The organism is Planococcus soli (assembly GCF_016881065.1).
In the GTDB taxonomy this organism is placed as follows: Bacteria; Bacillota; Bacilli; order Bacillales_A; family Planococcaceae; genus Planococcus; species Planococcus soli.
In genome coordinates, this window is sequence record NZ_WXYN01000011.1 from 39,247 (window position 1) to 64,189 (window position 24,943).

At 45.3% G+C, this 24,943-nt stretch carries 26 protein-coding genes; 14 read left to right on the plus strand and 12 right to left on the minus strand.

The genetic code is table 11. The features are described 5' to 3' along the window. Positions 1-109 precede the first annotated feature (109 nt). Positions 110-313 carry a YheE family protein gene (locus GJB59_RS04695; RefSeq protein WP_142828734.1) on the minus strand — a complete coding sequence of 68 codons (204 nt, stop codon included), beginning with the start codon at positions 311-313 and terminating at the stop codon, positions 110-112. 81 nt (positions 314-394) lie between these two features. Between GJB59_RS04695 and GJB59_RS04700 the strand changes: the two genes are divergently transcribed. From GJB59_RS04700 to GJB59_RS04710, 3 genes are all read left to right on the plus strand, one after another. Next, positions 395-1,537 (plus strand): DUF445 domain-containing protein, encoded by a 1,143-nt coding sequence (locus tag GJB59_RS04700; protein ID WP_244946841.1) that lies wholly within the window; start codon positions 395-397, stop codon positions 1,535-1,537. Between the two features lie 21 nt (positions 1,538-1,558). Then, the gene (locus tag GJB59_RS04705; RefSeq protein ID WP_142828736.1) at positions 1,559-1,906 is read left to right on the plus strand and encodes a YlbF family regulator; all 348 of its coding nucleotides are present in this window, start codon (positions 1,559-1,561) and stop codon (positions 1,904-1,906) included. An 88-nt stretch (positions 1,907-1,994) separates the two neighbouring features. Continuing rightward, positions 1,995-2,774 (plus strand): enoyl-CoA hydratase, encoded by a 780-nt coding sequence (locus GJB59_RS04710; protein WP_142828738.1) that lies wholly within the window; start codon positions 1,995-1,997, stop codon positions 2,772-2,774. Positions 2,775-2,815: 41 nt separating this feature from the next. Here the strand turns inward: GJB59_RS04710 and GJB59_RS04715 are convergent, their stop codons facing one another. Then, positions 2,816-3,001, minus strand: a complete 186-nt coding sequence (locus GJB59_RS04715) for a YhzD family protein (protein WP_142828740.1) — start codon at positions 2,999-3,001, stop codon at positions 2,816-2,818. A 127-nt stretch (positions 3,002-3,128) separates the two neighbouring features. Between GJB59_RS04715 and GJB59_RS04720 the strand changes: the two genes are divergently transcribed. From GJB59_RS04720 to yhaM, 5 genes are all read left to right on the plus strand, one after another. Beyond that, a complete protein-coding gene (locus tag GJB59_RS04720; protein ID WP_142828742.1) occupies positions 3,129-4,028 on the plus strand; it encodes an ABC transporter ATP-binding protein in 900 nt (299 codons plus the stop codon). Next, positions 4,021-5,271, plus strand: coding sequence for an ABC transporter permease (locus GJB59_RS04725; protein WP_142828744.1), 1,251 nt, complete (start codon positions 4,021-4,023; stop codon positions 5,269-5,271). Before GJB59_RS04720 ends, GJB59_RS04725 begins: the two co-directional genes overlap by 8 nt. A gap of 226 nt (positions 5,272-5,497) precedes the next feature. Further along, positions 5,498-6,715, plus strand: a complete 1,218-nt coding sequence (locus GJB59_RS04730) for a metallophosphoesterase family protein (protein WP_142828746.1) — start codon at positions 5,498-5,500, stop codon at positions 6,713-6,715. A gap of 4 nt (positions 6,716-6,719) precedes the next feature. After that, on the plus strand, positions 6,720-9,560 hold the full coding sequence (locus GJB59_RS04735) for an ATP-binding protein (RefSeq protein ID WP_142828748.1): 2,841 nt from the start codon (positions 6,720-6,722) through the stop codon (positions 9,558-9,560). Beyond that, positions 9,557-10,495, plus strand: a complete 939-nt coding sequence (gene yhaM, locus GJB59_RS04740; RefSeq protein WP_142828750.1) for a 3'-5' exoribonuclease YhaM — start codon at positions 9,557-9,559, stop codon at positions 10,493-10,495. Before GJB59_RS04735 ends, yhaM begins: the two co-directional genes overlap by 4 nt. A gap of 272 nt (positions 10,496-10,767) precedes the next feature. Here yhaM and GJB59_RS04745 read toward each other — a convergent pair whose 3' ends face one another. The 7 genes from GJB59_RS04745 to GJB59_RS04775 form a co-directional block, all read right to left on the minus strand. Beyond that, the gene (locus GJB59_RS04745) at positions 10,768-11,664 is read right to left on the minus strand and encodes a peptidylprolyl isomerase (protein ID WP_142828752.1); all 897 of its coding nucleotides are present in this window, start codon (positions 11,662-11,664) and stop codon (positions 10,768-10,770) included. A gap of 109 nt (positions 11,665-11,773) precedes the next feature. Next, positions 11,774-11,959, minus strand: a complete 186-nt coding sequence (locus GJB59_RS04750) for a hypothetical protein (protein WP_006828367.1) — start codon at positions 11,957-11,959, stop codon at positions 11,774-11,776. A 61-nt stretch (positions 11,960-12,020) separates the two neighbouring features. Then, positions 12,021-12,566 carry a DUF3267 domain-containing protein gene (locus GJB59_RS04755; RefSeq protein ID WP_142828754.1) on the minus strand — a complete coding sequence of 182 codons (546 nt, stop codon included), beginning with the start codon at positions 12,564-12,566 and terminating at the stop codon, positions 12,021-12,023. Between the two features lie 101 nt (positions 12,567-12,667). Then, positions 12,668-13,231 (minus strand): HTH-type transcriptional regulator Hpr, encoded by a 564-nt coding sequence (locus GJB59_RS04760; protein WP_142828756.1) that lies wholly within the window; start codon positions 13,229-13,231, stop codon positions 12,668-12,670. A 300-nt stretch (positions 13,232-13,531) separates the two neighbouring features. Continuing rightward, a complete protein-coding gene (locus GJB59_RS04765; RefSeq protein WP_142828758.1) occupies positions 13,532-13,951 on the minus strand; it encodes a YtxH domain-containing protein in 420 nt (139 codons plus the stop codon). A gap of 124 nt (positions 13,952-14,075) precedes the next feature. Then, positions 14,076-14,606, minus strand: a complete 531-nt coding sequence (locus GJB59_RS04770) for a tryptophan transporter (protein WP_142828760.1) — start codon at positions 14,604-14,606, stop codon at positions 14,076-14,078. Between the two features lie 103 nt (positions 14,607-14,709). Further along, complete coding sequence (locus tag GJB59_RS04775; RefSeq protein WP_142828762.1) at positions 14,710-15,141, minus strand: HIT family protein; 432 nt, start codon at positions 15,139-15,141, stop codon at positions 14,710-14,712. A gap of 226 nt (positions 15,142-15,367) precedes the next feature. On the opposite strand from GJB59_RS04775, the gene GJB59_RS04780 reads away from it, so the two are divergent. Further along, complete coding sequence (locus GJB59_RS04780) at positions 15,368-16,117, plus strand: ABC transporter ATP-binding protein (protein ID WP_142828764.1); 750 nt, start codon at positions 15,368-15,370, stop codon at positions 16,115-16,117. After that, complete coding sequence (locus GJB59_RS04785; RefSeq protein ID WP_142828766.1) at positions 16,101-17,303, plus strand: ABC transporter permease; 1,203 nt, start codon at positions 16,101-16,103, stop codon at positions 17,301-17,303. Before GJB59_RS04780 ends, GJB59_RS04785 begins: the two co-directional genes overlap by 17 nt. 45 nt (positions 17,304-17,348) lie before the next feature. Here GJB59_RS04785 and GJB59_RS04790 read toward each other — a convergent pair whose 3' ends face one another. The 3 genes from GJB59_RS04790 to GJB59_RS04800 form a co-directional block, all read right to left on the minus strand. Further along, positions 17,349-18,518, minus strand: a complete 1,170-nt coding sequence (locus GJB59_RS04790; protein ID WP_142828768.1) for an amidohydrolase — start codon at positions 18,516-18,518, stop codon at positions 17,349-17,351. A gap of 155 nt (positions 18,519-18,673) precedes the next feature. Further along, complete coding sequence (locus GJB59_RS04795; RefSeq protein WP_142828770.1) at positions 18,674-19,669, minus strand: sodium:calcium antiporter; 996 nt, start codon at positions 19,667-19,669, stop codon at positions 18,674-18,676. A 52-nt stretch (positions 19,670-19,721) separates the two neighbouring features. Beyond that, on the minus strand, positions 19,722-20,234 hold the full coding sequence (locus tag GJB59_RS04800) for an antibiotic biosynthesis monooxygenase family protein (RefSeq protein ID WP_142828772.1): 513 nt from the start codon (positions 20,232-20,234) through the stop codon (positions 19,722-19,724). A 213-nt stretch (positions 20,235-20,447) separates the two neighbouring features. Here GJB59_RS04800 and hemE point away from each other — a divergent pair, with 213 nt between their 5' ends. The 4 genes from hemE to GJB59_RS04820 are packed head-to-tail and all read left to right on the plus strand — an operon-like array spanning position 20,448 to position 24,383. Beyond that, positions 20,448-21,494: a uroporphyrinogen decarboxylase gene (hemE, locus tag GJB59_RS04805; RefSeq protein ID WP_142828774.1), complete on the plus strand. Its 1,047-nt coding sequence runs from the start codon at positions 20,448-20,450 to the stop codon at positions 21,492-21,494. A 25-nt stretch (positions 21,495-21,519) separates the two neighbouring features. Beyond that, positions 21,520-22,452: a ferrochelatase gene (gene hemH, locus GJB59_RS04810; protein WP_142828776.1), complete on the plus strand. Its 933-nt coding sequence runs from the start codon at positions 21,520-21,522 to the stop codon at positions 22,450-22,452. 24 nt (positions 22,453-22,476) lie between these two features. Beyond that, the gene (hemY, locus tag GJB59_RS04815) at positions 22,477-23,916 is read left to right on the plus strand and encodes a protoporphyrinogen oxidase (protein ID WP_142828778.1); all 1,440 of its coding nucleotides are present in this window, start codon (positions 22,477-22,479) and stop codon (positions 23,914-23,916) included. Then, positions 23,913-24,383 (plus strand): FixH family protein, encoded by a 471-nt coding sequence (locus GJB59_RS04820; RefSeq protein WP_142828780.1) that lies wholly within the window; start codon positions 23,913-23,915, stop codon positions 24,381-24,383. The genes hemY and GJB59_RS04820 overlap by 4 nt, the downstream gene beginning before the upstream one ends. Positions 24,384-24,943: the final 560 nt, after the last annotated feature.

Genomic DNA, 24,943 nt, shown 5'->3' on the forward strand with positions numbered 1-24,943 from the left:
GGGCATTCCCTTTTTTTATAGTTCACGAAGCTATCGCTGTTAAATTTGGCCATCGTTCCCTATAATTGAAGAGGCGGACGAAAAAAAGCGCAGGAAACTTTCCAGCGCTTTAATCGTATACATGGTAGAGCATCAACTCATGGATCATCGTTTTGATGGTCTCTTCGTCTTGAGGAGACTTTGAGTTCCAGATGATGCTGCCATCCGGATGGTACTCTCCGGTAATCCGTTCGTTTTTGTAAAAGAAGGAAATGTTCCATCCCGGCAGTTGATGATTTTCGAACATCGGCTTGAATTTAAAATGCTGAAGCATGCAGATTCCCCCTTGCTTTACTCCTTACATTATAGAGGATAGTGAGCAATAGAAAAAGAATAAAAGAAAAGAGTGGAAAATGTGAACTTACTGGCAACTTTAGCATTTATGGCAATTATCGGAGCTTTGATTGGTGGAGTAACCAACCACTTGGCCATTAAAATGCTTTTTTGGCCATACGAAGCCAAATATATTGGGAAATGGCGAATGCCTTTCACGCCAGGTTTGATTCCGAAACGGCGCAATGAATTGTCAACGCAGCTTGGACGGACGGTGGTTGAACATTTGCTGACACCGGAAACGTTCAAGAAACGTTTTTTCAATGAAGAAATGCATATGAAAATTCAAAAATGGCTAAATCGGCAATTGAGCAAGCATGTCTTTGAATCATCAAAATCATTTAATGACTGGCTCCTTTCAGCTGGACAAACCGGAGTGGACCGTAGGATAGAGGCAAAACTGGACGATTTGGTTGATCTTCAGAAAGATTCGCTTCAGGCATACATCGAAGGAAAGACCATACGTGAATTGATGCCCGAGAATTGGAAAGCTGAAACAGAAACAAAGTTATTTGAAGGCGTTCAATATGCACTCGACCGGGGAACCGATTACTTTGACTCTCCACATGGCAGACAAACGATTAAATCTCTGCTCGATGAATTTTTTGAGTCGCGCGGACGTTTCGGCCACATGCTTCACTCGCTGCTGGGAGAATCCAAGCCGTTGGTTGACCGCATACAGCCTGAAATCATCAAGTTTTTAAATTCTCCCCGCACTTTTGAACTGGTCGGAACGCTGGCATACAGCGAATGGGAAAAAGTTCAGGACCGCAGAGTTGACGAACTTCTGCAAGAATTTGACTTTGAATCGGCCCTTGCTGCAGTCAAGCAGCACATCAGGGAAAAAGCTGCGGTCTCCAGCCGTTTGAACTCAACACTTGCAGAGACTTGGCCTGGAGGGTTAGAATGGACAAGTATCAATATAACCCCGCTTGTTACTGATTTCGTCTTTGAGCAAGGGGAGTTGAAACTGGAAGAAACCATATCAAAAATTGATATGGAAACGATGGTAAAAGAGCAAGTGGATTCTTTGCCGCTCAGCAGAATTGAAGAATTGATGCTTGGGATATCACGGAGAGAATTTAAAATGATCACGGTATTGGGGGCTCTTCTTGGCGGTATTATCGGAATCGTGCAAGGATTGATCGTCACATTACTGAATTAATCAAAGAGGAGAATGATGAAAATGGCAGTAAATATCTACGACGACATCAACAAATTGGAAAGCACGTTCCGCTCGACAGACGAGTTCAAGAAATTGGAAGAGGCTGTTGCTCAAGTGACCTCAGACAACGAAGCAAATGAATTGTTCAAGAGCTTCCGCGATTTGCAGATCTCTCTTCAGCAAAAGCAGACACAAGGTGAAGAAATCACTGAAGAAGAAATGATGAACGCTCAAAGCACTGCGCAAGCAGCTCAGCAAAACGAAAAAATCCTGGCAATGCTTGAAGCCGAAATGGGATTGAGCCAAATGATCGAAGAAGTAAATCGCGTCTTGATCAAACCGGTACAATCTTTATACGAAAGCATGTAATTTTTTCGAAATAAAGGAATTAAAGAGAGGCATCCCGAATATGTAAAGGTGAATGACAATTCATTTTTACGAAGGGGTGTCTTTTTTTATGTATGAGACGATTGAATTGACGAAACAAGGCCGGATTGGCCATTTGGTGCTGAATCGGCCGAAATCGATGAATGCCATGAACGGCTCGATGATGAAAGAATTGGCTGATTGCTTCGAATCTTTGCTGCAGGACAGCACGGTGCAAGTGTTGATTATCCGTGGTGAAGGACGAGCGTTTTCTGCCGGCGGCGACATCAAGGAAATGATGGATCCGGAGCATCCGATGGATATCGAATTGGTTATGAAAGATGTCAGCCGGTTGGCAAAAGCGCTCTACACACTGCCTCAAATCACAATTGCAGCAATTCACGGGGCCTCGGCAGGTTTGGGTTTCAGCATGGCGCTGGCTTGCGATCATGTTATTGCCGAAGAAAACAGCAAATTGGCCATGAATTTCATCGGCATCGGACTGGTGCCGGATGGCGGCGGCCATTTCTTCATGAAAGAACGTGTCGGTGTGCCAAAAGCCCAGCAGATTATCTGGGCAGGACAGACCTTAAAAGCGCATGATGCGCTCGCTAAAGGCTTAATCGAAGAAGTGACGGCAGAAGGGCGCGGCCTCGAACAAGCCGAAGCTTACGCGGCAGAAACGATTGCATCACCTGTAAGTGCCAAGCTGGCATCCAAGCATATCCTTCATCAACTGAAGATCCATGAATTGGAGCAGGTGTTGGAAATGGAAGCGGCAGCGCAAACAGCGATGCGGAAATCGGCCGATCACTTGGAAGGCATACAGGCATTTGTCGAGAAGCGCAAACCTGAATTCAAAGGGAATTAAAAAGCATGGCGGGAAATTTCTCCGCCATGCTTTTTGTGTTGTTATGAATGGAAAAGCAAAAGTTTGCCGGCAGGTGATGCCAGACGATGCGTTTGTTTAAGCAATTCTTTTTCTTCCAAGATGGCTTGCCCTTTGCCGCGTGCCTCTTCGTCTGTTTCGGCCGTGAAGGTTTCATCCAATATCTGTTTCCCCGTTTTTTCGAATGCGGTCAGTTTGTAGGTTCTCATGGAGATTCAATCCCTTCTGAATGGATATTCATTTTAAGTATAAAGGGTTTCTTTTGAAAAGTCCTGCAATTTTTGAAACATTTTGGCAGATGCATCGTAATAAGTAGAAAGAGAGGGGCGAGCGGAAATGGCATTGCATGTTGAACAGGTAACAAAAAAATTTGGTGATTTTACTGCGGTGGACAATCTTTCCTTGTCGATCGAAGAAGGCGGGATGCACGGATTTCTTGGAGCAAATGGCGCCGGCAAGACGACAACGTTCCGAATGATCTTGGGACTGCTGGACCCGACCCACGGGACAGTCCGGTGGAAAGGCAAGCCCATTACATATGCAAACAGTCCGGAAATCGGCTATCTGCCGGAAGAGCGCGGCCTTTATCCGAAAATGAAAGTGGAAGAACAGCTGGTGTATTTGGCTCAGTTGCGCAAGATGTCGAAAGCGGATGCCAAGCGTGAAACGGCTGCCTGGCTGGAGCGCTTTGAAGTGCCGCATTACGGGCAGAAAAAAGTGGAGGAATTGTCAAAAGGTAATCAGCAAAAAATTCAATTGATTGCATCGCTGTTGCATAAACCCTCACTGCTCATATTGGATGAACCATTTTCTGGGCTCGATCCGGTCAATGTGGAAATGCTGAAACGAGCCATTTTGGATTTTCAGAAGCAAGGGGCCACCATCGTCTTTTCCAGCCACCGGATGGATCATGTCGAAGAATTATGCGATGACATGAGCATTTTAGACCGCGGCAAAGTAGTGGCCGGCGGTTCAATCAAAAAAGTGAAGCGGTCATTCGGCAACCTGAAAGTCCGCTTGAACATGGACGCTGACCTCAGCGGTTTGAGTGAGATCTCAGGTGTCGAACATTTTACCAAAACCAAAGACGGCGCCTTGTTCCAGATTGCCGATGAAGACGTGGCACAAGTCTTGTTGGCTAACGCGATGAATCTCGGGACCCTTCGCCATTTTGCAGTAGAAGAACCTTCTCTGGAAGAAATTTTCATTGCGAAAGTGGAGAAAAATCATGCATAGTTTCTGGATTATTTTCAAGCAAGCATTTTTGACTAAGGCAAGAACAAAATCGTTTATTATCACAACACTGGTTGTGGTTGCCTCCTTTTTTCTGTTGGCGAACATACCGAACATCATTGCTGCTTTTGAAGGCGATGAAGCAGAAGAAAATATGCTGCATGTGTTGGATGAAACTGCAGGGCTTGTGCCGGAACTTCAAACCCAATTTGATTTGATGGACAGCGGCATTGAAGCTGTACCGACCTACTTGACTGAAGAAGAACTTCAGGAAAGCATTGCAGAAGGGACAATTGATGATTATTTGGTGTTAACACAAAATGGACAGCTGGGAGCCCGTTACATTTCAGAATCTGCCAATGAAATGGGAAGCGGCATCGAAATTGAAAATGCGGTTCAGGCCCTACATACAGAATTAACAGCGGAATCGCTTGGTTTGGATGATAGCCAGGTTGGCCAATTATTTATGCCAATTGAATTTGAGCGGCAGGCCATTTCCGAATCTTCAAAATCTCAGGAAGAGCTGAGCCAGGCAAGAGGGCTTGTCTATGTGCTCATCATGCTCATCTATGTGGCCGTGATTTACTATCCGAACATGATTGCAATGGAAGTGGCAACCGAGAAATCTTCCCGCGTCATGGAGATTCTGATCTCCAGTGTGTCTCCGGTTAAACACATGTTCGCAAAAATATTAGGCATTGGCACCTTGGGGATTTTGCAGATGATGATTTTCGGTTTGGCTGGCTATTTTTCCATTCAAACGGCTGGAACGGATCTGACAGAAGGCTTTTTCAGCGTCATGGGGTTTTCTGAAGTGAAAATCAGTCTATTCCTATTTGCCATCCTCTTTTTCCTATTAGGTTATTTTCTCTATGCGGTGCTGGCAGCATTGCTCGGATCTTTGGTCAGCCGGACGGAAGATGTGCAGCAGTTGATGCTGCCGATGATGATTTTGATCATTATCGGATCGCTTATTGCATTTTCCGGAATCTCGATACCGGAAGCCGGTTATGTAACGGTATCATCCTTTATTCCGTTTTTTGCCCCGTTAGTGATGTTCCTGCGTGTCGGCATGCTGGATCTGCCGCTGTGGGAACCGCTATTGTCTATCGGAATCATGCTGGTGACTATTGGCATATTGGGATGGTTCGGTGCACGCGTCTACCGCGGCGGCGTGCTGATGTACGGCTCGTCCCAGTCGCTGAAGGATATCCGCAAAGCGATCCGATTAGGGAATAATAAGTAGTTGAGAGTGGGCACCGATATAAGAAACCTACTCTTTTATGGATCACTCGCTTAGCATCTGTGCATCCGTTAGCCATGCCCAAAGCAGCCAAAGCGATTTATAAAGATGGACTTTTTTGGTAGAACATAAGAGAACTGTTTGCAGGAAGTTTCTTGCAAACAGTTTTTTTTATGGGATTTCCATGGTAAAATAAGAACAAATATTCGGTCTTTAAAAGGGGTTAATTATGGAATCGATTCGATTTATCCACACCGCAGATTTGCATTTGGGAAGTCCATTTATCGGCATGAAGGGCTTGGGGAAAGAACATTGGAAAAAGCTGAAAGACAGCACTTTGGATGCTTTTGATCGGCTCGTTCAGTATGCGCTTGATGAGAAGCCAGATTTTGTGCTGATTGTCGGAGATATCTACGACGGAGAAGACCGCAGCATCCGAGCACAAGCCCGTTTTCAGCAGGGTATGCAGCAGCTTTCAGAGCAAAGGATTCCGGTGATACTCAGCTACGGCAACCACGACCACTTGGGCGGCAAGTGGACGCGTTTTGAATTGCCGAAGAATGTCCATGCGTTTGATGAATCGGTATCCCAGTTCAAATTGGAAACTGCCGGCGGTCCGGTGGTCTTTACCGGTTTCAGCTACAGCAATCGCCATGTCAAAGAATCGATGGTTGAACAGTATCCAGCAGCGCAAAGTGCAGAAGGATATCAGATCGGCCTGTTGCACGGCAGCCTGGAAGGCGACTCGACACATGCCGTTTACGCGCCGTTCAAAAGGGAACAGCTGCTCAGCAAACAGTATGATTATTGGGCGCTGGGCCATATTCATAAACGCCAGGAACTCCATCGAGAGCCGTCAATTATCTACCCTGGCAATATTCAAGGGCGCCACCGAAAGGAGTCGGGAGCTAAAGGCTTTTACGATGTGACCCTGTCGAAAAAGGAGACTTTCCTGGAATTCATTCCGACATCAGTCGTCCAATTTGATCAAGTAGCCATTGCCGTCAAGGGAATTCTCCATATGAATGAATTGCTTGATGCTTGCCGAAGTGAGCTTGGCCGTTTGGGGCAAGCAACAGGGATGGCGATAGTCGACATTGTGTTTACCGAACTGGATGCGGAAAGTTTCCAGCTCTTAGCCGAAATCCCGGAAAGTGAACTGCTTGAAACGCTGCAAGAATCGATGGATGCACTCGACCATTTTATCTGGATTCAGGGCATAGAGTTTCAGCGGGCAGATAATGAAGCGGAGCTTTCTCCACTCGGGGCGGCGCTGGTCCAGACAATGGATGACTGGAGCACAGAAGAATGGAAGGCGGTCTTGAAGGATTTATACAGGCATCCGAAAAGCAGCCGCTTTTTAGAATCTTTGGAGGATCATTCTGTCGCCGATCTTCAGCTGGCAGCCGCCGAAAAAATTCAACGCAGCATGCAGGTAGGAGAGTGACGGAATGAAAATCGAAAAACTAGTCATTTACGGCTTTGGCAGGCATGAAAATCGGACAATCGATCTGACGGACCAGATGGCGCTGTTTTATGGTCCCAATGAAGCCGGAAAAACAACTATGCAGCAATTCATCATCCAGATGCTGTTTGGCTTTCCTTCGCGCAACCAAACTCAATTGCGTTATGAGCCGAAAACTGGCGGGAAATATGGCGGCCAACTCCATATTTCCGATCCGGTTTATGGAAAACTGGTGGTGGAACGGGTAAAAGGGAAATCTTCCGGAGATGTCACAATCTTTTTCGAAGACGGCAGAAGAGGATCAGAAACTGAGCTTAAGCAGGTGCTGCGCAATTACGACCGCGCCTCGTTTGAAGCTGTTTTTTCATTTTCCATCCATGAACTGCAGGGTCTCGAAGGGTTGAGTGAAACAGAGCTGAGCCGCACCCTTCTCGCTTCCGGAACGACCGGCATTGATGCAGTGACACGTCTGGAAAGCCGGCTGGAAAAGGAAATGGCGGTGCTCTTCAAAAAAAACGGCCGCAATCCGCAAATTAATGTTTTGGCTGATGAACTCCGCGCCATTGAAGGTGAGCTGAAAGAGTACCGGCAGCGGACCGAGTTATATGGACCCTATCTAGAACGGCTGCGGGAAATTGAACAGCGTTTAACCGCAATTGAAGCTGAAGAAACGGCAACAGACCAAAAACTGAAACAACTTGGCAAATGGCAGCAGGCGGCACCATTACTGGCTGACAAAAAGACGGTGACAGAGCAGATTAAAGCAATGGGGCCAATTCAATTTCCGGTGGATGGAAAAAGGCAGATGGACCGGCTGGTGGATAAGCTGTCAGAAACAAAAGCCAGCACGGAGCATTTGCTCAACCAGCAAAACAGTTTGCCTGACTTGGATGCTGGAGGATCTGTTTCGGTTTTGGAAAATCTGTTGAACCGTGAATCGGACTGGCATCAATTGCGGCTGCAGCTGGAGCAGAAGTTCAATGAACACGTAGATCTGTCAGAGGATCGCCAAACCACCTTATCGCTGCTTGGAATGTCCGAACAGCAAGCCTTGAGTGTAGATGTCTCCCTGAGCAATGAAGAGCAATTGGTAGGCAAGTTGAGGGACTTGGATATGGAAGAAGAGGATCGGCGTTTCCGGCTGCGCAATCTGGAGGAAGAAAAAAACAAACTGGTCCAAACAGAAATGGAGTTGACCTCATTTCTGGCTGGTGAGCCTTCCGGAAAAGAACGCATGGCTGCGGAACAGTGGCCGGCCATTGCGGCTAAGTTGGCAGAAGCTAAAGCAGCGTCGAAGTTTCAAACTGCGAACAGTGGAAACAGCCAGCTCGTTAACGCTATCTTGATTGCCATGGGTGTGTTCGTGGCAGCTTATGGATTTATTCAATCATTCGTCTTGTTGATGGTGCTGGGGGCTGCAGCAGTCGGAGCAGGCGTCTGGCTGTTCTTGAAAACGCCAAAACCAGCAGAGCTGTCAGCGGAATACGACAGGACCTTAAAAGAGTACGGTGGAAATGAAAGCAGCTACGACGCGATATCGAAAAAAGTCGCAGAATTTGACCATCATCTGGATGGATTGATGGCTCAGCGGGATGCCATCAAAAAGAAAATCGCCATCTATTTGGAAGAAAGACCCACTCGTCCTGCAAAAGAAGCGTATCAACAGCTGCTGCTAAAAATTGGCCTTCAGCCGGAAGCGAGCCGGACAATGGTCTTGGAGCTCTTTGAAAAGCTTCGCAAAGTTCAAAGCACCCATTCACGGCTTGGGCGTATCAATGGTGACATTCGGATATTGGAAGAACGGCAGAAAGATTGGCTTGAGAAAGCGGAAGCAGCCTGCGGCAAAGAGTTGGCAATCGGCGAGCTGATGCCGATTTTGCGTACAGTACTGGCGCAGCGTAAACAGCAGCAGGAGCAATGGATCAAAATAAAAGAGAAAAGAGGCGGCCTGCTTCAGGAGATTGAGCGATTGACTGTTTACCGGAATCAGCTTGAAAAAGAGCAGCTATCCCTGTTGGAATATGCCCATGCGGAAGATGTCTTTGCTTTTTACCGGACCTCGGATGAGTGGGAGCGAAAACAGCAGTTGGAAAGGGAGCTTGCACTCGTTGATGGACAACTGGAATCTATTGGAGAGGTTGGCATGCCGGAGAACTGGAAGTTGGATGATGCTGAACTGGCAGTAGAGAACTGTCAGCTCCGATTGGCAAAGTGCAAGGCGGAGCGAAATGAGCTGCTGGCTGAACAGGCAGATAAGCAGCAAATGACCCGTTTGTTATTGTCGGATACCTCTTATGAAGAAAAACTGCAGCAATTCGAAGAGAAGAAAGCGGAGTTTACCGATTTGGCCCGCCAATGGTCCATCAGCAAAGCGATTGTGGAAGCAATTAACCAGACGATGGATGAATTGAAAGACAAGAAACTGCCGGCAGTATTAGCCAATGCACAGCTTTATTTCAATCGGTTGACAGGCGGTGCTTATAAGGGGTTGACCATGAATATGGCTGGCTATTTTGAAGCGGAAAGAAAGGATGGCATCCATTTCCGAATTGCGGAACTCAGCCAGGCGACGAAAGAACAGGCTTATTTGGCATTAAGGCTGTCTTTAGCCCAATCTATGAAGAACAGCCATCCGTTTCCTGTTATTATGGACGATGCTTTTGTCCATTTTGATCGCAGTCGGCTGCAGCAAATGATAAACTTAGTGACAGAGCTGCAAAAAGAGCATCAGTTCATTTATTTCACGTGCCACGAAGGCATGCAGGAGGCTTGGCCTAATGCGCAGATCATCAAGGTGGCCAATACCGAAAGGAGCGTTCATTCATGACTAAAGGAATTACACAGCGTGCAGTTGGAGAGACCGTCGATGAGTTCCTGCTGATCAAGCAGTCGATCAAGGGCGTCACTACAACTGGAAACCCTTTTATTTCATTGGTATTGCAGGATAAGAGCGGCGATATCGAAGCAAAACTATGGGATACAAAAGACGAACAGGAAAAAATATTTGCAGCGGAAACAATTGTCCGTGTTGGCGGGGAAATCCATAACTACAGAGGGAAAAACCAATTGCGCATCAAGAGCATCCGGCCGGCAAAACCTGAAGAAAATCAATCCATTTCAGACTTGATGCCGTCGTCGGAAAAATCAACGGATGAATTGCTGGAAGAAGTGATGAAATATCTATTTGAAATGGAAAATCCGCAAATTCAACGTATTACTCGTTTTATGCTGAAAAAATACCAGCAGGAATTCCTGACATTTCCGGCAGCGACACGCAATCACCATGACTACGTTTCCGGTTTGGCGGATCATGTCGTTTCAATGCTGAAGTTGGGCAAGGCGCTTGTTGAAATTTATCCGGGTTTGAACAAGGATTTGCTTTTTGCAGGGATCATCCTGCATGACATCGGCAAAGTGATTGAGCTCTCCGGTCCGATTGCGACAACTTACACAGTAGAGGGCAACTTGATCGGCCATATTTCCATCATGGTGACAGAAGTGGCGAAAGCTGCAGAAGAGTTGGAGATTGAAGGGGAAGAAGTCATGCTGCTGCAGCATATCATCCTTTCTCATCACGGCAAGGAAGAGTGGGGCAGTCCGAAAAAGCCGATGCTCAAAGAAGCCGAAATCTTGCACTATATCGACAATATTGATGCCAAGATGATGATGCTGGACCGTGTCCTTGGAAAAACCAAGGAAGGCGAGTTTTCAGAACGCGTCTTTGCACTGGATAATCGTTCATTCTACAAACCGAAAATTTGATGAAAACCCCCGCTTCCGAGAAAGGAAGCGGGGGTTTTCAGACTGTCGGGAAACTTCTAACAAACCGTGATTTTTCGGAGCATATGCAGCGGAAGGCGGCGACTCCAACAGGAACAATGCTCGAGCAACTGTGTGCGTAGCGAGGGAAGCGGCAGAAGTCGTGCCCCTGGAACGCGTCCGCCTGAAGCGAAATGAAAGCGTGAAGACTTTTTCAACAAGCTGAAAACCCCTTGTTTCCAGCAAAGGAAGCAAGGGGTTTAAGTCTTTAAGTATTATTCTGCAGGAGCAGCTTCTGGAGCTGGTTGCGGATTCAGAATATCATCCAAAGCGCCTTCAAGATCTTCATCTTGAATCTCTACATTTGCTTCTTCCATCAATTCAGCAACTTTCGGGAGTAAAGTGGTTTGATCCGCTTTTGAAAGTGCCAATTCAGAACGAATATCTTCCTCTTGATCTTCCAGTGCCGGTTGATCTTCCACCTGGCGTGTCTCAAGAACCTGGATAATGTGGAATCCGAATTCAGAAGCTACAGGCTCACTGATTTCATCCACTTCAAGGCCATATGCAACTTCTTCGAATTCAGGAACCATCGCTCCTGGTCCGAACCAGTCAAGATTGCCGCCGTTTGCAGCAGAAGCGGTGTCAGTCGAATTTTCTTCGGCTAATGCAGCAAAGTCGCCGCCCGCATCCAATTCCTCTTTGAGAGAGTTCGCTGTCTCTTCATCAGCCACAAGAATATGGCGTGCGTTCAACTCAGTACCTTGGCGGTCGTATTGTGCTTGGATTTCTTCGTCTGTTACTTCGACGCCTTCAGTTAATGCTTTTTCCTGCAATAAATTCAAACGGATGACTTTTTTGTAGCTTTCTTCTGTTTGATTGTTTTGAGTCAGAAACTGATCAAAGCTTTCTCCAAGCTCTTCTTTATTGCTCTCGAACTCGGCATTTACCTCTTCGTCGGTCACTTCGTAGTTTTCAGCAAGAACTTTTTCGATCATAAGAATTTGTACCGCTTGTTCACCAATCGACGTTTTCATTTCTTCATAAAGCTCATCTTTTGTTACATCCCCAGCGTCGGAGGTTATGATAACTTCTCCGTCACCATTGTCGCTGCATGCGGCCAAAGCCAGTACAGATGCTGCCAAAGTAATTGTTAAAAAAGATTTTTTCATTGAATTTCGCTCCCAACTTCTTATCTAGATGCAGTAGTTACCAATATTATAAACGTTTTGACATTTAAAAAGTTCCTAAAAAAAGACACTTGCCAAGAGGCAAGTGGATTTAAGGTGTAAATTCTACGCCTACATACAACGATACCAGTAATATTGTGATTAATATATTTATCGTGCGGAATATTTTTTGATGATTTTCTTCCGGAATTTCCCGAGAAGTGACAAGTGCCAATGTCATCCGGTTGATCTGGAAAAGATAAAACACGGAGAACATAACAATGAATGCGATAATCATGGATTTCCTCCCCTCTGACTTTACTTCCTAGTATAACAAAGACGGGAAGAAAAAACAGGATTCAGCTAATGACAGGAGGCACAAGTATTTCAAAACCGGTATCTGTTTCTTCTATAAACGCATACTTGGGAGAACGAACCAAGTTGCGAAGGTAGATGATGTCCGTTAAACACAATGCAGAATGATAGGCCAAAAGCATAGCAAAATAGTGGCTGAATTCAGGCATTGTCAAACTTCCAATCACGATGGCAGTATTCAGTACAAGAAACGGTGTAGCCAGCGACAATAGAAATCGGAACTTGGAAACCGGTTCATTGATATGGAGCAAAATTGCCGGGCAAACCTTCATATGTTTTCGAATGATGAGTTTTAATGATTTATGGCAGCCGATCATCGGTAAGAAATGCAAGATTTTGTGAGCCGGATAGGTGGCCAGTAGAGCCAGAATGAAAAACAGGAAATACTGATCGGATAATGGTGTGGCATAAGCCATCGCCAGCCCAATATAGGACGCCATAAAAACCGCGATTCCAAAAAGTGCCGATATCATAAAAAGACGATCAAATCCATATTGTTTTTTCACATTGATTGTTTTCCAGCAGTGCATGTATGCATCTCCTAAATACTAAATTCATTTTCGAGTCGATACATACAATACAACGATTTATAGGGAAATGCAACCATAAATTCAATTTAGGAAATTGTTGATTATTGCTTGCTTTCCTGATGCGTAATTACATGGTTTTCTTCGCTGAATCTATTCTCGATATTTTTAAAGGAAGCTTCGAAAATTTCCATGAAATCATCTCCATAAATATTGCGGATCACGGCCATGATATCCATGAACTCAGGGAATTTTCCATACATTTCACGTAACGGAAGAGAACCATCGATGACTGAGTGAGGAGTTTCATGATAGTTTTCAATCATTTCCTGCATCAATTTTTCACCTTTTTCAGTTAGCTGCACGTAAGTATTGCGTTTATCTGTGTCCCGCTTTGAAAAAGACAAGAGTTCACGTTCTTCCAATTTTTTTGAGAAATTAAAGGCGGTGGAAACATGCATCACACCAAATTTGGCAACATCTGATATGGAAGCTCCCTTTAAGTGGTAGGAAATCCAAAGAATGTGGTGCTCATTAATATTCAAATCATAAGGTTTTATCCACATTTGCCAATCTTTTTCGACAGCTTTCCAAAGAGCTTTCGACAATTGCCCGATGCGTTGGCTAAACAGCATAGCCTCTTTCATGGTATATTCCTTCTCGTTCACACAAGCACCAACTTTCTTCCGAAATATTTTCTTTATTATAGCAGTAAAGCAAACTTAATTAAAGTAAGAATAGTAAAATAATTTACAGCGAATAAAAGAAGTGCTCATAAAGTCTTGGGCATCGACTTATAAAGCTGAGCTCTCCTTTACAATTAACCCTTTCCGCAAACTGGCAGAGAAAATTTTCTGAGAAAAAGAAATGGTGCATTCTGAATATTGCCATTAACTTCAACATATTCCGATCGGGTATTGAGTAATAAATTTCAACAAAATAAAAAAACAGCCGCCCGAGGCAGCTGTTTACGCGCTTTGTGTATCGTCGTCGACTTTTTCCTTTTTCGGCTTATCATCATCTTTGTCTTTTTTATCTTTGCTGATCGTATTCTGCAGCTCTTCGATGGCATTTTGAATAGCCATGATTTCAAGCTGAAGATGTTCTTTAGCGGGAGCAGTGCTCTCCGTCCAAGTTTCAAGCGAAGCTTTCAAACCATCAACTGCTTCAGGCAATTGTGCTTTGGCTTCTTCCGTCAAATGGTTAATCGACTCTTTAAGTCCGTTCACTTTTTCTTTCAATTCATTTAAGTACTCTTTCCACTCAGAGGATGTCGACTTCATAGTCGTACGGAACTCTTCTCCAGACTGTGGAGCAGAGAATAAGGCTGTTGCAGCTCCAGCTGCCAACCCTGTAGCAAGTCCTAAGAAAAACTTTGATGCTTTCATATATGAAACGCCCCTTTCTTCCTATAAACTCTTTTCCTTTATTTAACCTAATTAAAACATAAAGATGAATGACTATTCAATAAAAAAAGCTTTTCGCCAAAAATAATGACGAAAAGCTTCTGTATTACGCGGCTTGAGAAACAGCCGTATCGAACTTTGAACGCTTGACCAATGTGATGACAATCGGATAAATAAAGGCGAAAGCGACTCCGTTCATCAGCACTGCAGGCAAAACCACTGTTGCAAGCAACAGGCTGAATGGAATATTAGCGCCAATTACGAAAATGGCTGCTGAAAGGAAAATCGTTCCGGACAATAGCGTTCCGACTGCACAAAGGGCAATAGTGACTGGCAGTTTGGAAACAAATTTCTTCAGGATCATCACCAAAGCAAGAAAAACGAAAGCAGTGATGAATTTATCGATGATATTCGGGAAAAATCCACCTGGGAAGGTAGAAAACAACCCGGATAAGACACCCGTTGTTACCGCCAATAAAAATACACTTTTTACATTTGGGAATAAAAGAATGCCGACAAACATCATTGTCAACATGAAATCGGGTTTCATTCCTCCGTTGATGCCTGGAATCACCACATAAAGTGTGGCTCCAACACTGACCAGCAGCGCCATTAAAACTAGGTTCTTCGTATTCATTTCTCATCTCTCCTCAGCTATGTGCTAGTTCTTTTCCCGGTCGTGTCCTCATGACCGCCGGCGAAAAACTTATTTCTGATTCTATCCTGTCGACTCTATAAAATCAAGCGTCAGCGGTTAACTTTTGCTTGACGCTCTCGGCCAGCTCCTGAATGCGTTCGGAAGTGAACTCTTTCTCTTTAGTCACCCATTTGGCGCCAAAGCCGTCAGTTTGTCCATAGCGGGGGATAAAGTGCAGATGAAAATGGAAAACGCTTTGCCCAGCTTTTGCTCCATTGTTGTTCAACAAGTTCATTCCTTCAGGCTGAAACGTCTCATTGATGGCTTTGGCGATTTTTGGCGCAACTGAAAACAGGTTTCCTGCTTCTTCAGGCGTCATGTCATAGACAAACTCACGATGCGTTTTTGGGATAAGCAAGGTATGACCTTTAGATAAGGGCATGATATCCATAAAAGCGAAGACATGTTCATCTTCATAAATTTTCACGCTCGGAATTTCGCCAGCAATGATTTTGCAGAAAATACAATTTGTCATTAGTATCATCCTTTCTATTTTTCTCATTTTACCATATCTGTCATATCCGAAAAGAATTAGGCAGTTAGTTTTGATACAATAGATAAATGAATAAGTTAAAGAGTTTATGAGTTATTCAATTAGGAGATCTTCCTTTGATTTCGGTTTTATAACTTTTAAAGGAAACGTGTCCACCTAGAGCGATTTTTTCAGTTCAACTTATTTTAGAAAGAAAGAGGTGTGGTATATGGCTATTTTGGAAGTTGATGCATTAACGGGCGGATATACACGCAAGCCGGTCCTGCAGGAAGTGACGTTTTCGATTGGAAAAGGTGAACTTGTTGGGCTGATCGGTTTGAACGGTGCCGGTAAAAGTACTACAATCAAACACATTATCGGGTTGATGGAGCCGAAATCAGGACAGATCCGATTGAATGGAAAAACCTTCGAAGAAGATATGGATACGTACCGTTCCTCTTTTTCGTATATTCCGGAAACACCGGTATTATACGAGGAGCTGACGCTGCGGGAACACTTGGAATTGACTGCGATGGCCTATAATATAGAACCAAAGCTGTTTGAAAAACGCTCTGCCGAACTCCTAAAAGAATTTCGCATGGAAAAACGGCTAAAATGGTTTCCCTCGCATTTCTCCAAAGGGATGCGCCAAAAGGTGATGATCATGAGTGCGTTTCTAGTGAATCCGGCGCTTTACATCATTGATGAGCCTTTTGTCGGACTGGATCCACTGGGTATCAAATCTTTATTGGATCAAATGGAAAAGCAAAAGAAAACAGGGGCATCGGTACTGATGTCGACTCATATTCTCTCTACGGCAGAGCGCTATTGCGATCGGATCATCCTGCTTCATAATGGGCGGGTGCGGGCCAGCGGAACAATGGATGATTTGCGGAAAGCCTTCAATATGCCGGACGCATCACTGGACGATTTATATATTGCGATGACCGAGGATGAACTCAATGAAGAATTTGCATGATGTCTGGTCGAAGCGGCTTCATAAATACACAGTTGAAGTCCAAAATTACCTGAAGTATATATTTACTGGCCATATTGCGGTCGTCCTGCTGTTTGCTATTGGGGCGGCTGGATTCGCTTACAGCGAATGGATACAGGATGTACCGCCTGAATTTCCAGGAGCACTCGTATTGGCAGTGATCTTCGCCGTATTGCTTGCAATCAGTCCGCCGTCCACTTTGTTGAAGGAAGCGGATTCGGTATATTTTTTGCCTTTGGAAAGCAAGTTGGATGAGTTTTTAAAGCCGGCATTGAAATGGTCGTTCTTTTCGCAATTGTATTTGCCGGTCCTCGTTTTTATCGTCTCGCTGCCGATGGTTAATGCGCTCTATGGACTGCCATCGTCTTTCTTAATCGGTTTTCCGATTTTGCTGCTGCTGATCAAATGGTGGAATGTCCAGACGGAATTCGCTTTTCGCAGGCAAGGGTCGGGAGAACGGGTGTGGCTGGACCGGCTGCTGCGCTTTATTCTGGTCGGGCTGTTTGTTTATTTTTATATAGAAGAGCAATTAATCATCGCGGTTGTGGTGCTGTTTGCCATCATCCTTTACGGAAAATGGATTGCGGGTAAAGCGGCCGGCAAGCCTTTTGCCTATGAACATTTTATCGGCTTGGAAGAAAACCGCATGCTGCGTTTCTATCAATTTGCCAACTACTTTACCGATGTTCCCCATCTGAAGGGGAAAATCAAAGCGAGAACTTGGCTGAACTGGATTTATCGATTTATCAAGCCGGGTCCGAAAAACGCTCACTTGTATCTTGTCTGGAGAACTTTTATCCGATCGGATGAGTTGTTTTATCTGTGGGTACGCCTGACCGCCATCATTATGGTAGGAGCGTGGTTTATTCCATTCCAGATTGGCGTCGCGCTGTTTGCCGGAGCATTGGCATTCGCTACGGTCATTCAAATCTGGCAAGGACTGACGCATACCCAGCATTTCCGGATGGATAATCTGTTTCCATTGACCCGATTCAGCAGACAGCAGGCTGTCCGGAAACTTATCTTGGTGATGCAGATTCTGCAAAGCATAGCTTCTGCAGGGGTCTTGCTGGTGATGGGGGAGGCAATTACTGCCTTGTTGACTTTTGGCGTCATTCTAGCGGTTTCTCTCATTACTGCTACAGTTTTAAAAACCAAAAAAAATTAAACCAAGCCCGGTATCTATTTTCAGATGCCGGGCTTGGTTTTTGTTTTATTTATGAAAATTGATTGCTGCAGCGCCAAGTGTTTTAGCGGCCAGCAGCATGGCTTCTTCTTTGAAATCAAATTTTGGGTGGTGGTGAGGATAAACCTCGCCATCAGGCATTGCCCCTGTGAAGAAGAATGCTCCCGGAATCTCCTCCAAGTAATACGCAAAGTCTTCTCCGCCCATCTGAGGCGGACAGTCATAGACTTCTTCTACGCCGGGAACGGTTTCTGCGATATCTTTTACATACAAAGTTTCTTTTTCATGGTTAACGACCGGTGGATATCCTCGTTTGAAATTGAATTCATAGCGGCTGTTGTTGGCCATGCTGGTTCCTTCGATAACACGCTCCATCTCCGTTTCCATCAAGCTCCGAACATCCTCTTTGAATGAACGGACAGTACCAGAAAGTATGGCCTGGTCTGCAATGATGTTGAATGGGTTCTGCGCCACGAATGAACCAACCGATAGGACTGCAGATTCCAGTGGATCTACACGTCTGGATACTAGCGGCTGAAGGTTGGAGACAATCTGGGAACCGATGACAACCGCATCGATCGTTTCGTGAGGGCTGGCACCGTGGCCGCCGCGTCCTTGGACTTTGAGCTCAAAGCTGTCTGCAGCAGCCATAATTGGGCCGACGCGCGTATCGATTCTGCCGTACGGCGTCGTGGACCAAAGATGTGTGCCGAAAATCGCGTCAACCCCGTCCAGGACACCTGCTTCAATCATCGATTTTGCGCCACCAGGCACCAGTTCCTCGGCGTGTTGGTGAATCAATACATAGGTTCCTTCCAAGTTGTCCCGCATATTGAACAAAGTCTTGCCGAGCACCAGAAGCGTTGCCGTGTGGCCGTCATGGCCGCATGCATGCATGACGCCAGCAACGGTTGATTTATAAGAAACATTCTCTTTTTGGTCTTGGATCGGCAATGCATCAAAATCGGCGCGCAATGCGACAGTTTTACCAGGTTTGGCGCCTTGGATCGTCGCCACTACACCGTTTCCGCCAACACTGTGTTTTACATCAACACCTAATTGCTCATAGTAATTGCGAATATAACGGGCTGTTTTGATTTCATGAAACGATGGTTCAGGATTCATATGCAGGTGGCGGCGGATTTCCACCATTTCCGGATAAGCAGCATCTAGCTCAGCGTATAGTGCATCAATCATTTTCAAAACCCCTTTCTTTTTTAAGCATATCATAAATGGCTGTAAAGTAGAGAAGGGACGCCGTATGTGGCCGTTTGGGAAGTAGTGTTATAAAAGTCCAGTGGAAATGGAAAAGCGAGGCCACCCTACTGGAGGGGTTGGCCGCGCTTTGTTTGTTAATAAGTGAAATTCATGTAAGATGCTGCAAAGTAGGTGATGAGAATAATCACTGATGGCAGTACATACGATAGTGTAGACTTACTTTCTTTTCGGTAAAGCGATAGCAAGGCCAACAATGACATGACCAGAACCCCGACAGCAATGATCATGTTCGCACCGGAAACATCCAACATGATAGGTCCAGCAGTATAGACTGGATCAGACAGAGCTAAGATGATCATGTTGAAGATATTGCTTCCGAGAATCGCACCGACTGCCATATTGACATTGCTCAATCGTAGCGCCACAAAAACAGAGATGGCTTCCGGAAGGGAAGTCGCAGCTGCAATCAGGAAACTGCCGATAAAGCTGGAGCCGATTCCGGTAATGATCGCAATTTGGTCTCCGGTAATCGATAAAGCAGTACCAGCAGCCAAGATAACAAGGGCAGCGATAACAAAGCGGAAAATTGCCGCTTTAGATGATAATGAAGCACTCGGATTGTCAGGTTCTTCTTCCGATTCCGCAACTGCTTCTGCTTCAGGATCAAGTGAAGGCAATTTGTTGATCGCCACCATACCGACGATATAAGTGATGGCGATAATCAAAGCATCCAGACCAACACCTAGGATTTGTATATCAAGACGCAGCCAAAGGGCCATAATGACAAGAACGGTCAATAAAATCCCGAGTAGGGCTGTGTAAATATTGTTGCGTGAAGCCCGATCAAAAATCCGGCGTCTCCGGAGGAAAAAGTCAAATCCCGCAAGGATGAACAAGTTGAAAAGGTTCGATCCGATCATGTTGCCGACAGCGATATCGGCATTGCCGATCGCGGCTGCCGAGAAACTGGTGGATACTTCAGGCAGGGAAGTGGCCCCTGCGAGTAATAGTGTACCGACCATCATCCCGCCCATTGCCGTTTTTGAACTAATGACATCGGCGTATTGAGAGAGCTTAATGGATGCGAATACGGTGAGTACCGCTGCTAATATGAAAATAACAAAAACCAAGTAATTTCCTCCTTAAATTTGCAACAAACCAACTCTGCGTGGCTTGAGGTCATCATTCTTCTTCAGGTTTTGCTCGATAGGTACTGATGTAGGACACGCCAGAGAAAATATTCGGACGCTGGGAACCACCCGAACTTTCCGGTTTAGCGGAGTGCGCCTGTGCAAAAGCTTGCGACTCTTTCCACTTTTCATAGAAAGCGGGAGATTCCCATTCGGTCAGGACAACATAAGTGTCAGAATCGAGCGGTCTCAGAACACGGAATGCTATGTAGCCGGGTTCGTTTTCGATTGCCCCTGCACGATTTTTAAAACGGTGTTCGAAAACTGGACGGCCTTCATCGGAGACAGGAATATTATTGAAGACAAAAAAACCTTTTTCCTTCAATTCACCAGTTCCATCGACTACTTCATAACGGCGAGGTGTTTGGAAAATCGTTTTACCCTCAGTTTCATGGATCATCAAGGTCGTATTTTCACCTTGCATGAGAACCATCGTTTCAGCCGAATGTTTTTCGCGCATCTTTTTCATGTAGTCATAAGTCCCTGTTGTCATGTAAAAATTCATAAAATCCCTCCTTAAAGAAATTATACATCCTTCATTATAACCTTCCCTTTAGAAATCTACACGAAACAGGTATTGACAATCAAGTGAAAAGAGAAGCGTCTAATTTATGACAATTGCGCCCGGAATCTATACAATAAAGGACGGAACGTCTATAGTATAGACGGATATAGGTATACAGACAGCATAGCAGCAGACTGAAGGGATGAAAAATTCATGACATTCAATGACACATATCTTCGCGCAGCGCGAGGAGAAAAAACCGACCATGTACCAGTTTGGTATATGAGGCAAGCTGGACGTTCTCAACCGGAATACCGCAAAATCAAGGAAAAATATTCTTTGGAGGAAATCACGCATCAGCCGGAATTGTGCGCTTATGTGACCAAGCTTCCAGTGGATCAATACAACAACGATGCAGCAGTTCTCTATAAAGACATCGTTACACCATTGCCGGCAATCGGAGTGGACGTGAAAATAAAATCGGGCATCGGTCCTGTCATTGATAACCCGATCCGCACAATGGCAGACATCGAGCGCTTAGGTGAAATCAATCCTGAACAGGACGTCGATTTTGTTCTGGATACGATCCGACTGTTGACGCAAGAGCAATTGAATGTGCCGTTGATCGGATTTTCAGGCGCGCCTTTCACATTAGCGAGCTACATGATTGAAGGAGGCCCTTCGAAAAGCTATAACAAAACCAAAGCAATGATGGCATCGGAGCCGGCAATGTGGTTTGCATTAATGGACAAGTTAGCAGATACAATTATTCCATACGTAAAAGCGCAGATCAAAGCAGGTGCTAAAGCCATTCAGATTTTTGACTCATGGGTCGGTGCATTGAATGTCGAAGATTACCGGATTTTCATCAAGCCGGTGATGGACCGCATTTTTGCGGAATTGCGCACAGAAGGTGTACCGTTGACGATTTTTGGTGTCGGAGCAAGCCATCTGGCAAAAGAATGGCATGAGCTTCCAGTGGATGTTGTTGGATTGGATTGGCGTTTGCCGATTTCAGAAGCGCGCTCGATGGGATTGACTAAAACCCTTCAAGGCAACTTAGATCCCTCTTATTTATTGGCAGACTGGCCGGTAATTGAGGAACGTACGAAAAAGATTTTGGATATGGGCATGCAAAGCGATGGCTATATCTTCAATCTCGGGCACGGAGTATTCCCGGAAGTCAATCCGGATACGTTGAAGCGGTTGACTTCATTTGTCCATGAGTACAGCACTGCTCATAAAAGCAATGTAAAATAAGAACAAAATTCATGTTGGGGTGATTATGTTGAAGAAGACTATGGGATTATTGGTGATGGCATATGGAACGCCATACTCAGAAGACGACATTGAACGCTATTACACACATATTCGCCGCGGCCGCAAGCCGAGCGAAGAAAGTTTGGAAGACCTGCGCAGCCGCTATAAAGCAATCGGCGGACTTTCGCCGCTTGCAAAGATTACGAAAGACCAGGCGAATGGCTTGTGTGAACGTTTAAATGAAGTTCAAGACGAAATTGAGTTTAAGATGTATCTTGGCTTGAAGCATATCGAACCGTTTGTTGAAGACGGCGTTGAAGAAATGAAAAAAGACGGCATCACGGAAGCTGTCTCGATTGTGTTGGCACCGCATTTTTCAACGTTTTCTGTGAAGTCGTATAACGGCCGCGCAGCTGAAGCTGCTGAAAAAGCCGGTATTTCATTGACATCAGTTGAAAGCTGGTACACAGAACCGAAATTCATCCAATACTGGAGTGAGAAAGTTAGTGCTTCATTTGCTGAAATGTCAGAAGAAGAACGGGCGAAATCTTGCCTGATTGTTTCTGCACACTCACTGCCTGAGAAAATCATCGCAAATGGTGATCCTTACCCGGATCAATTAAAAGAAACAGCTGAAATAATTCAACAAGCTACTGGCGTGAAAAACGTGGAAATTGGCTGGCAGAGTGCCGGGCAAACTGGCGAGCCATGGATCGGGCCGGATGTGCAGGACTTGACACGTGAGCTGTTTGAACAAAAAGGATACACCTCTTTTGTTTACACACCAGTTGGGTTTGTGGCAGATCATTTGGAAGTTCTTTTTGATAATGACTATGAATGTAAAGTGGTCTGTGACGAAATTGGCGCGAACTACCGCCGCCCCGAAATGCCGAATGTACAGCCTTTATTCATTGATGGCTTGGCTGACGTGGTACTGAAAAAGCTGGCAGAAAAATAAACCAACTGAAAGTGAGGATTAAACGTGGCCGAACAAACGCATAAAGTAATCGTGGTTGGCGGGGGCATTACAGGACTGTCAGCGGCATATTACTTACAAAAACAAGCGATTGAGCAAGGTTTGGAGATTGAAATCACAGTGATTGAAGTAGCCCATCGTCTAGGCGGGAACATCCAGACTTTGCAAAAAGATGGTTTTGTAATTGAGCGTGGTCCGGATTCGTTTATCTCACGAAAAAATAGCATCCAGCAGTTGGCCAGAGAATTAGGGATTGGAAGCCAATTAATTCAAAGTGCTCCTGGTAAGACACATGTGGCTGTCGAAAATCAATTATATTCAATTCCGACTGGGACAGTGATGGGAGTGCCAACGAACTTCGGCTCATTTCTCACTTCAGGCATTAGTTCTTGGTTCGGCAAAGCCCGAGCTATGGGAGACTTTTTCCTGCCTGTATCGTCAACACTCGATGATCAGCCGCTGGGCAAGTTCTTAAGACGCAGATTTGGAAATGAATTGGTTGAAAATTTAATTGAACCTTTGTTTTCCGGAGTGTTTGCCGGTGATATTGATCGCTTGAGCTTAAAAGCGACTTTTCCGGAATTGCTTGAAACCGAACAACAGCATCGCAGTTTAATACACGGCTTGAAAAAAAGCCGAATATCGGACTACCGTGCTTTTAATACTGAAAAAGCCGGTATGTTTCAAACGTTTGAGGGCGGCCTGGAAACCCTTGTTTCTGCTTTGGAAAAAGAACTTGAAACTTGTACCGTTCTTAAAGGAGTGAAAGTTGAAAAACTGGAACAGCATACTGGACAAGCTAGACTACAGCTCAATAACGGAGCTGCAATAATAGCTGACAGTGTAATCTTTGCCTTGCCGCATGCTAAACTCCTGCCGATCTTTGAACCACTTGGATTGATGAAGGGCTTGAAGGAAATGCCTTCTACATCCATTGCGACAGTATCCATCGCTTTTCCGGAAGGTGCCGTAACACCGATCCAAGATTGCAGTGGATTTGTGGTGGCAAGAAACAGTGATTTCACCATTACTGCGTGTTCAGCCGTCCATCTGAAATGGCCAAGTCTGGTGCCGCCTGGAAAAACTGTATACCGCTCATTTATTGGACGTGTCGGTGATGAAGCGGTTGTGGATCTGTCTGACAAGGAAATTGTCAAAGCCGTTTTAGAAGACTTGAATAAATTGTTGAACATTCAGGCAAACCCTGAACTTACCGTCGTTTCTCGCATGAAAGAAGCGATGCCTCAATATATAGTGGGCCATGAAGAGCGGATTGCTTTGGCAAAAAAAGAATTGCGCGAAGCGTTGCCGATGGTGCAAATCGCGGGTGGATCTTTTGAAGGATTCGGATTGCCTGCCTGCGTTGACCAAGGGAAAGCTGCCGCCAATAAGTTAATCGAACAATTTACTGCTGAACCATTCAGCATGGAGGGAAATTCACAATGAAGAAATTTTTGTGGCTTGGATTGCCGTTTTTACTGCTAGCTGCTTGCGGAACTGGCGAAGCTGATTCTCCTGGAGCCGGAGATCCGATTGAAGAAGTGATGGTGGCATTCAACACTGACACACAAGCCGATCCAGCAGTGGAAGTTGTCTTGTCGGTGACTGTGACACAAGGAGACGAAGTTGTGGAAGATGCGGACGAAATCGTCTTTGAAGTTTGGGAATCCGGAGATCGCAACAACAGCGAAATGATTCCGGCCGAGCATGCTGAAGATGGTGTCTACGAAGCAGAAACCATATTTGAAGAAGAGGGACTGTATTACATGCAGGCGCATACGACAGCAAGAAGCCTGCACGTTATGCCGAAACAGGAAATTACGGTCGGCAGCCCAGACCCGGATTCCATCGTTCCGGATGACAGTGATGATTCACAGGGCATGGATAAAATGGAAGACCATTCCGGACATTGATACAGAACATCAAAGGCATCGCTTAGGCGGTGTCTTTTTTTGTTGTGTGCATAAAAGAGCGAACGTTCGGGAGAGTGGAAAGCATGGTTTGTACGGTTCAATAATCGCTTCGGACGCTTTGGAATGGGTTCCCGCGATAAGCCAAGCAGCTGAAGTACGCTGCCAGTCTTATCGCTTCACCCACTCCGTTGACGCGCCTCAGCTTGGTGGCTGCTTCATATGCAGAAATTTTATTTATGTGTAGCAGATAGATGGTATGAGGTTCCGTAAACGCTTGGCAGCGGTGGGGCACGCGCCTTCGCTTGAAGTGTGTGGATCGGAAAGCGGACTTTATAAGTAGAATTCTCGTTTCTATCTGACACTCTTGTTTCTATACATGAACATTTCGCTTCCATTCCAGCTGTTTGACCCGTAAACAGCTGCCAATTGAGGAATCGTATTTTTGTGAAACAGGTGGGGGGAGGCAAAAGTGGGGAATGTGCAGGTAAAGGCCTGTAAGGTTTAGGTAGCCGCTTCAAAGGTTTAGGTAAGAATTTAGAACGTGAAGGTAAGAACACGAA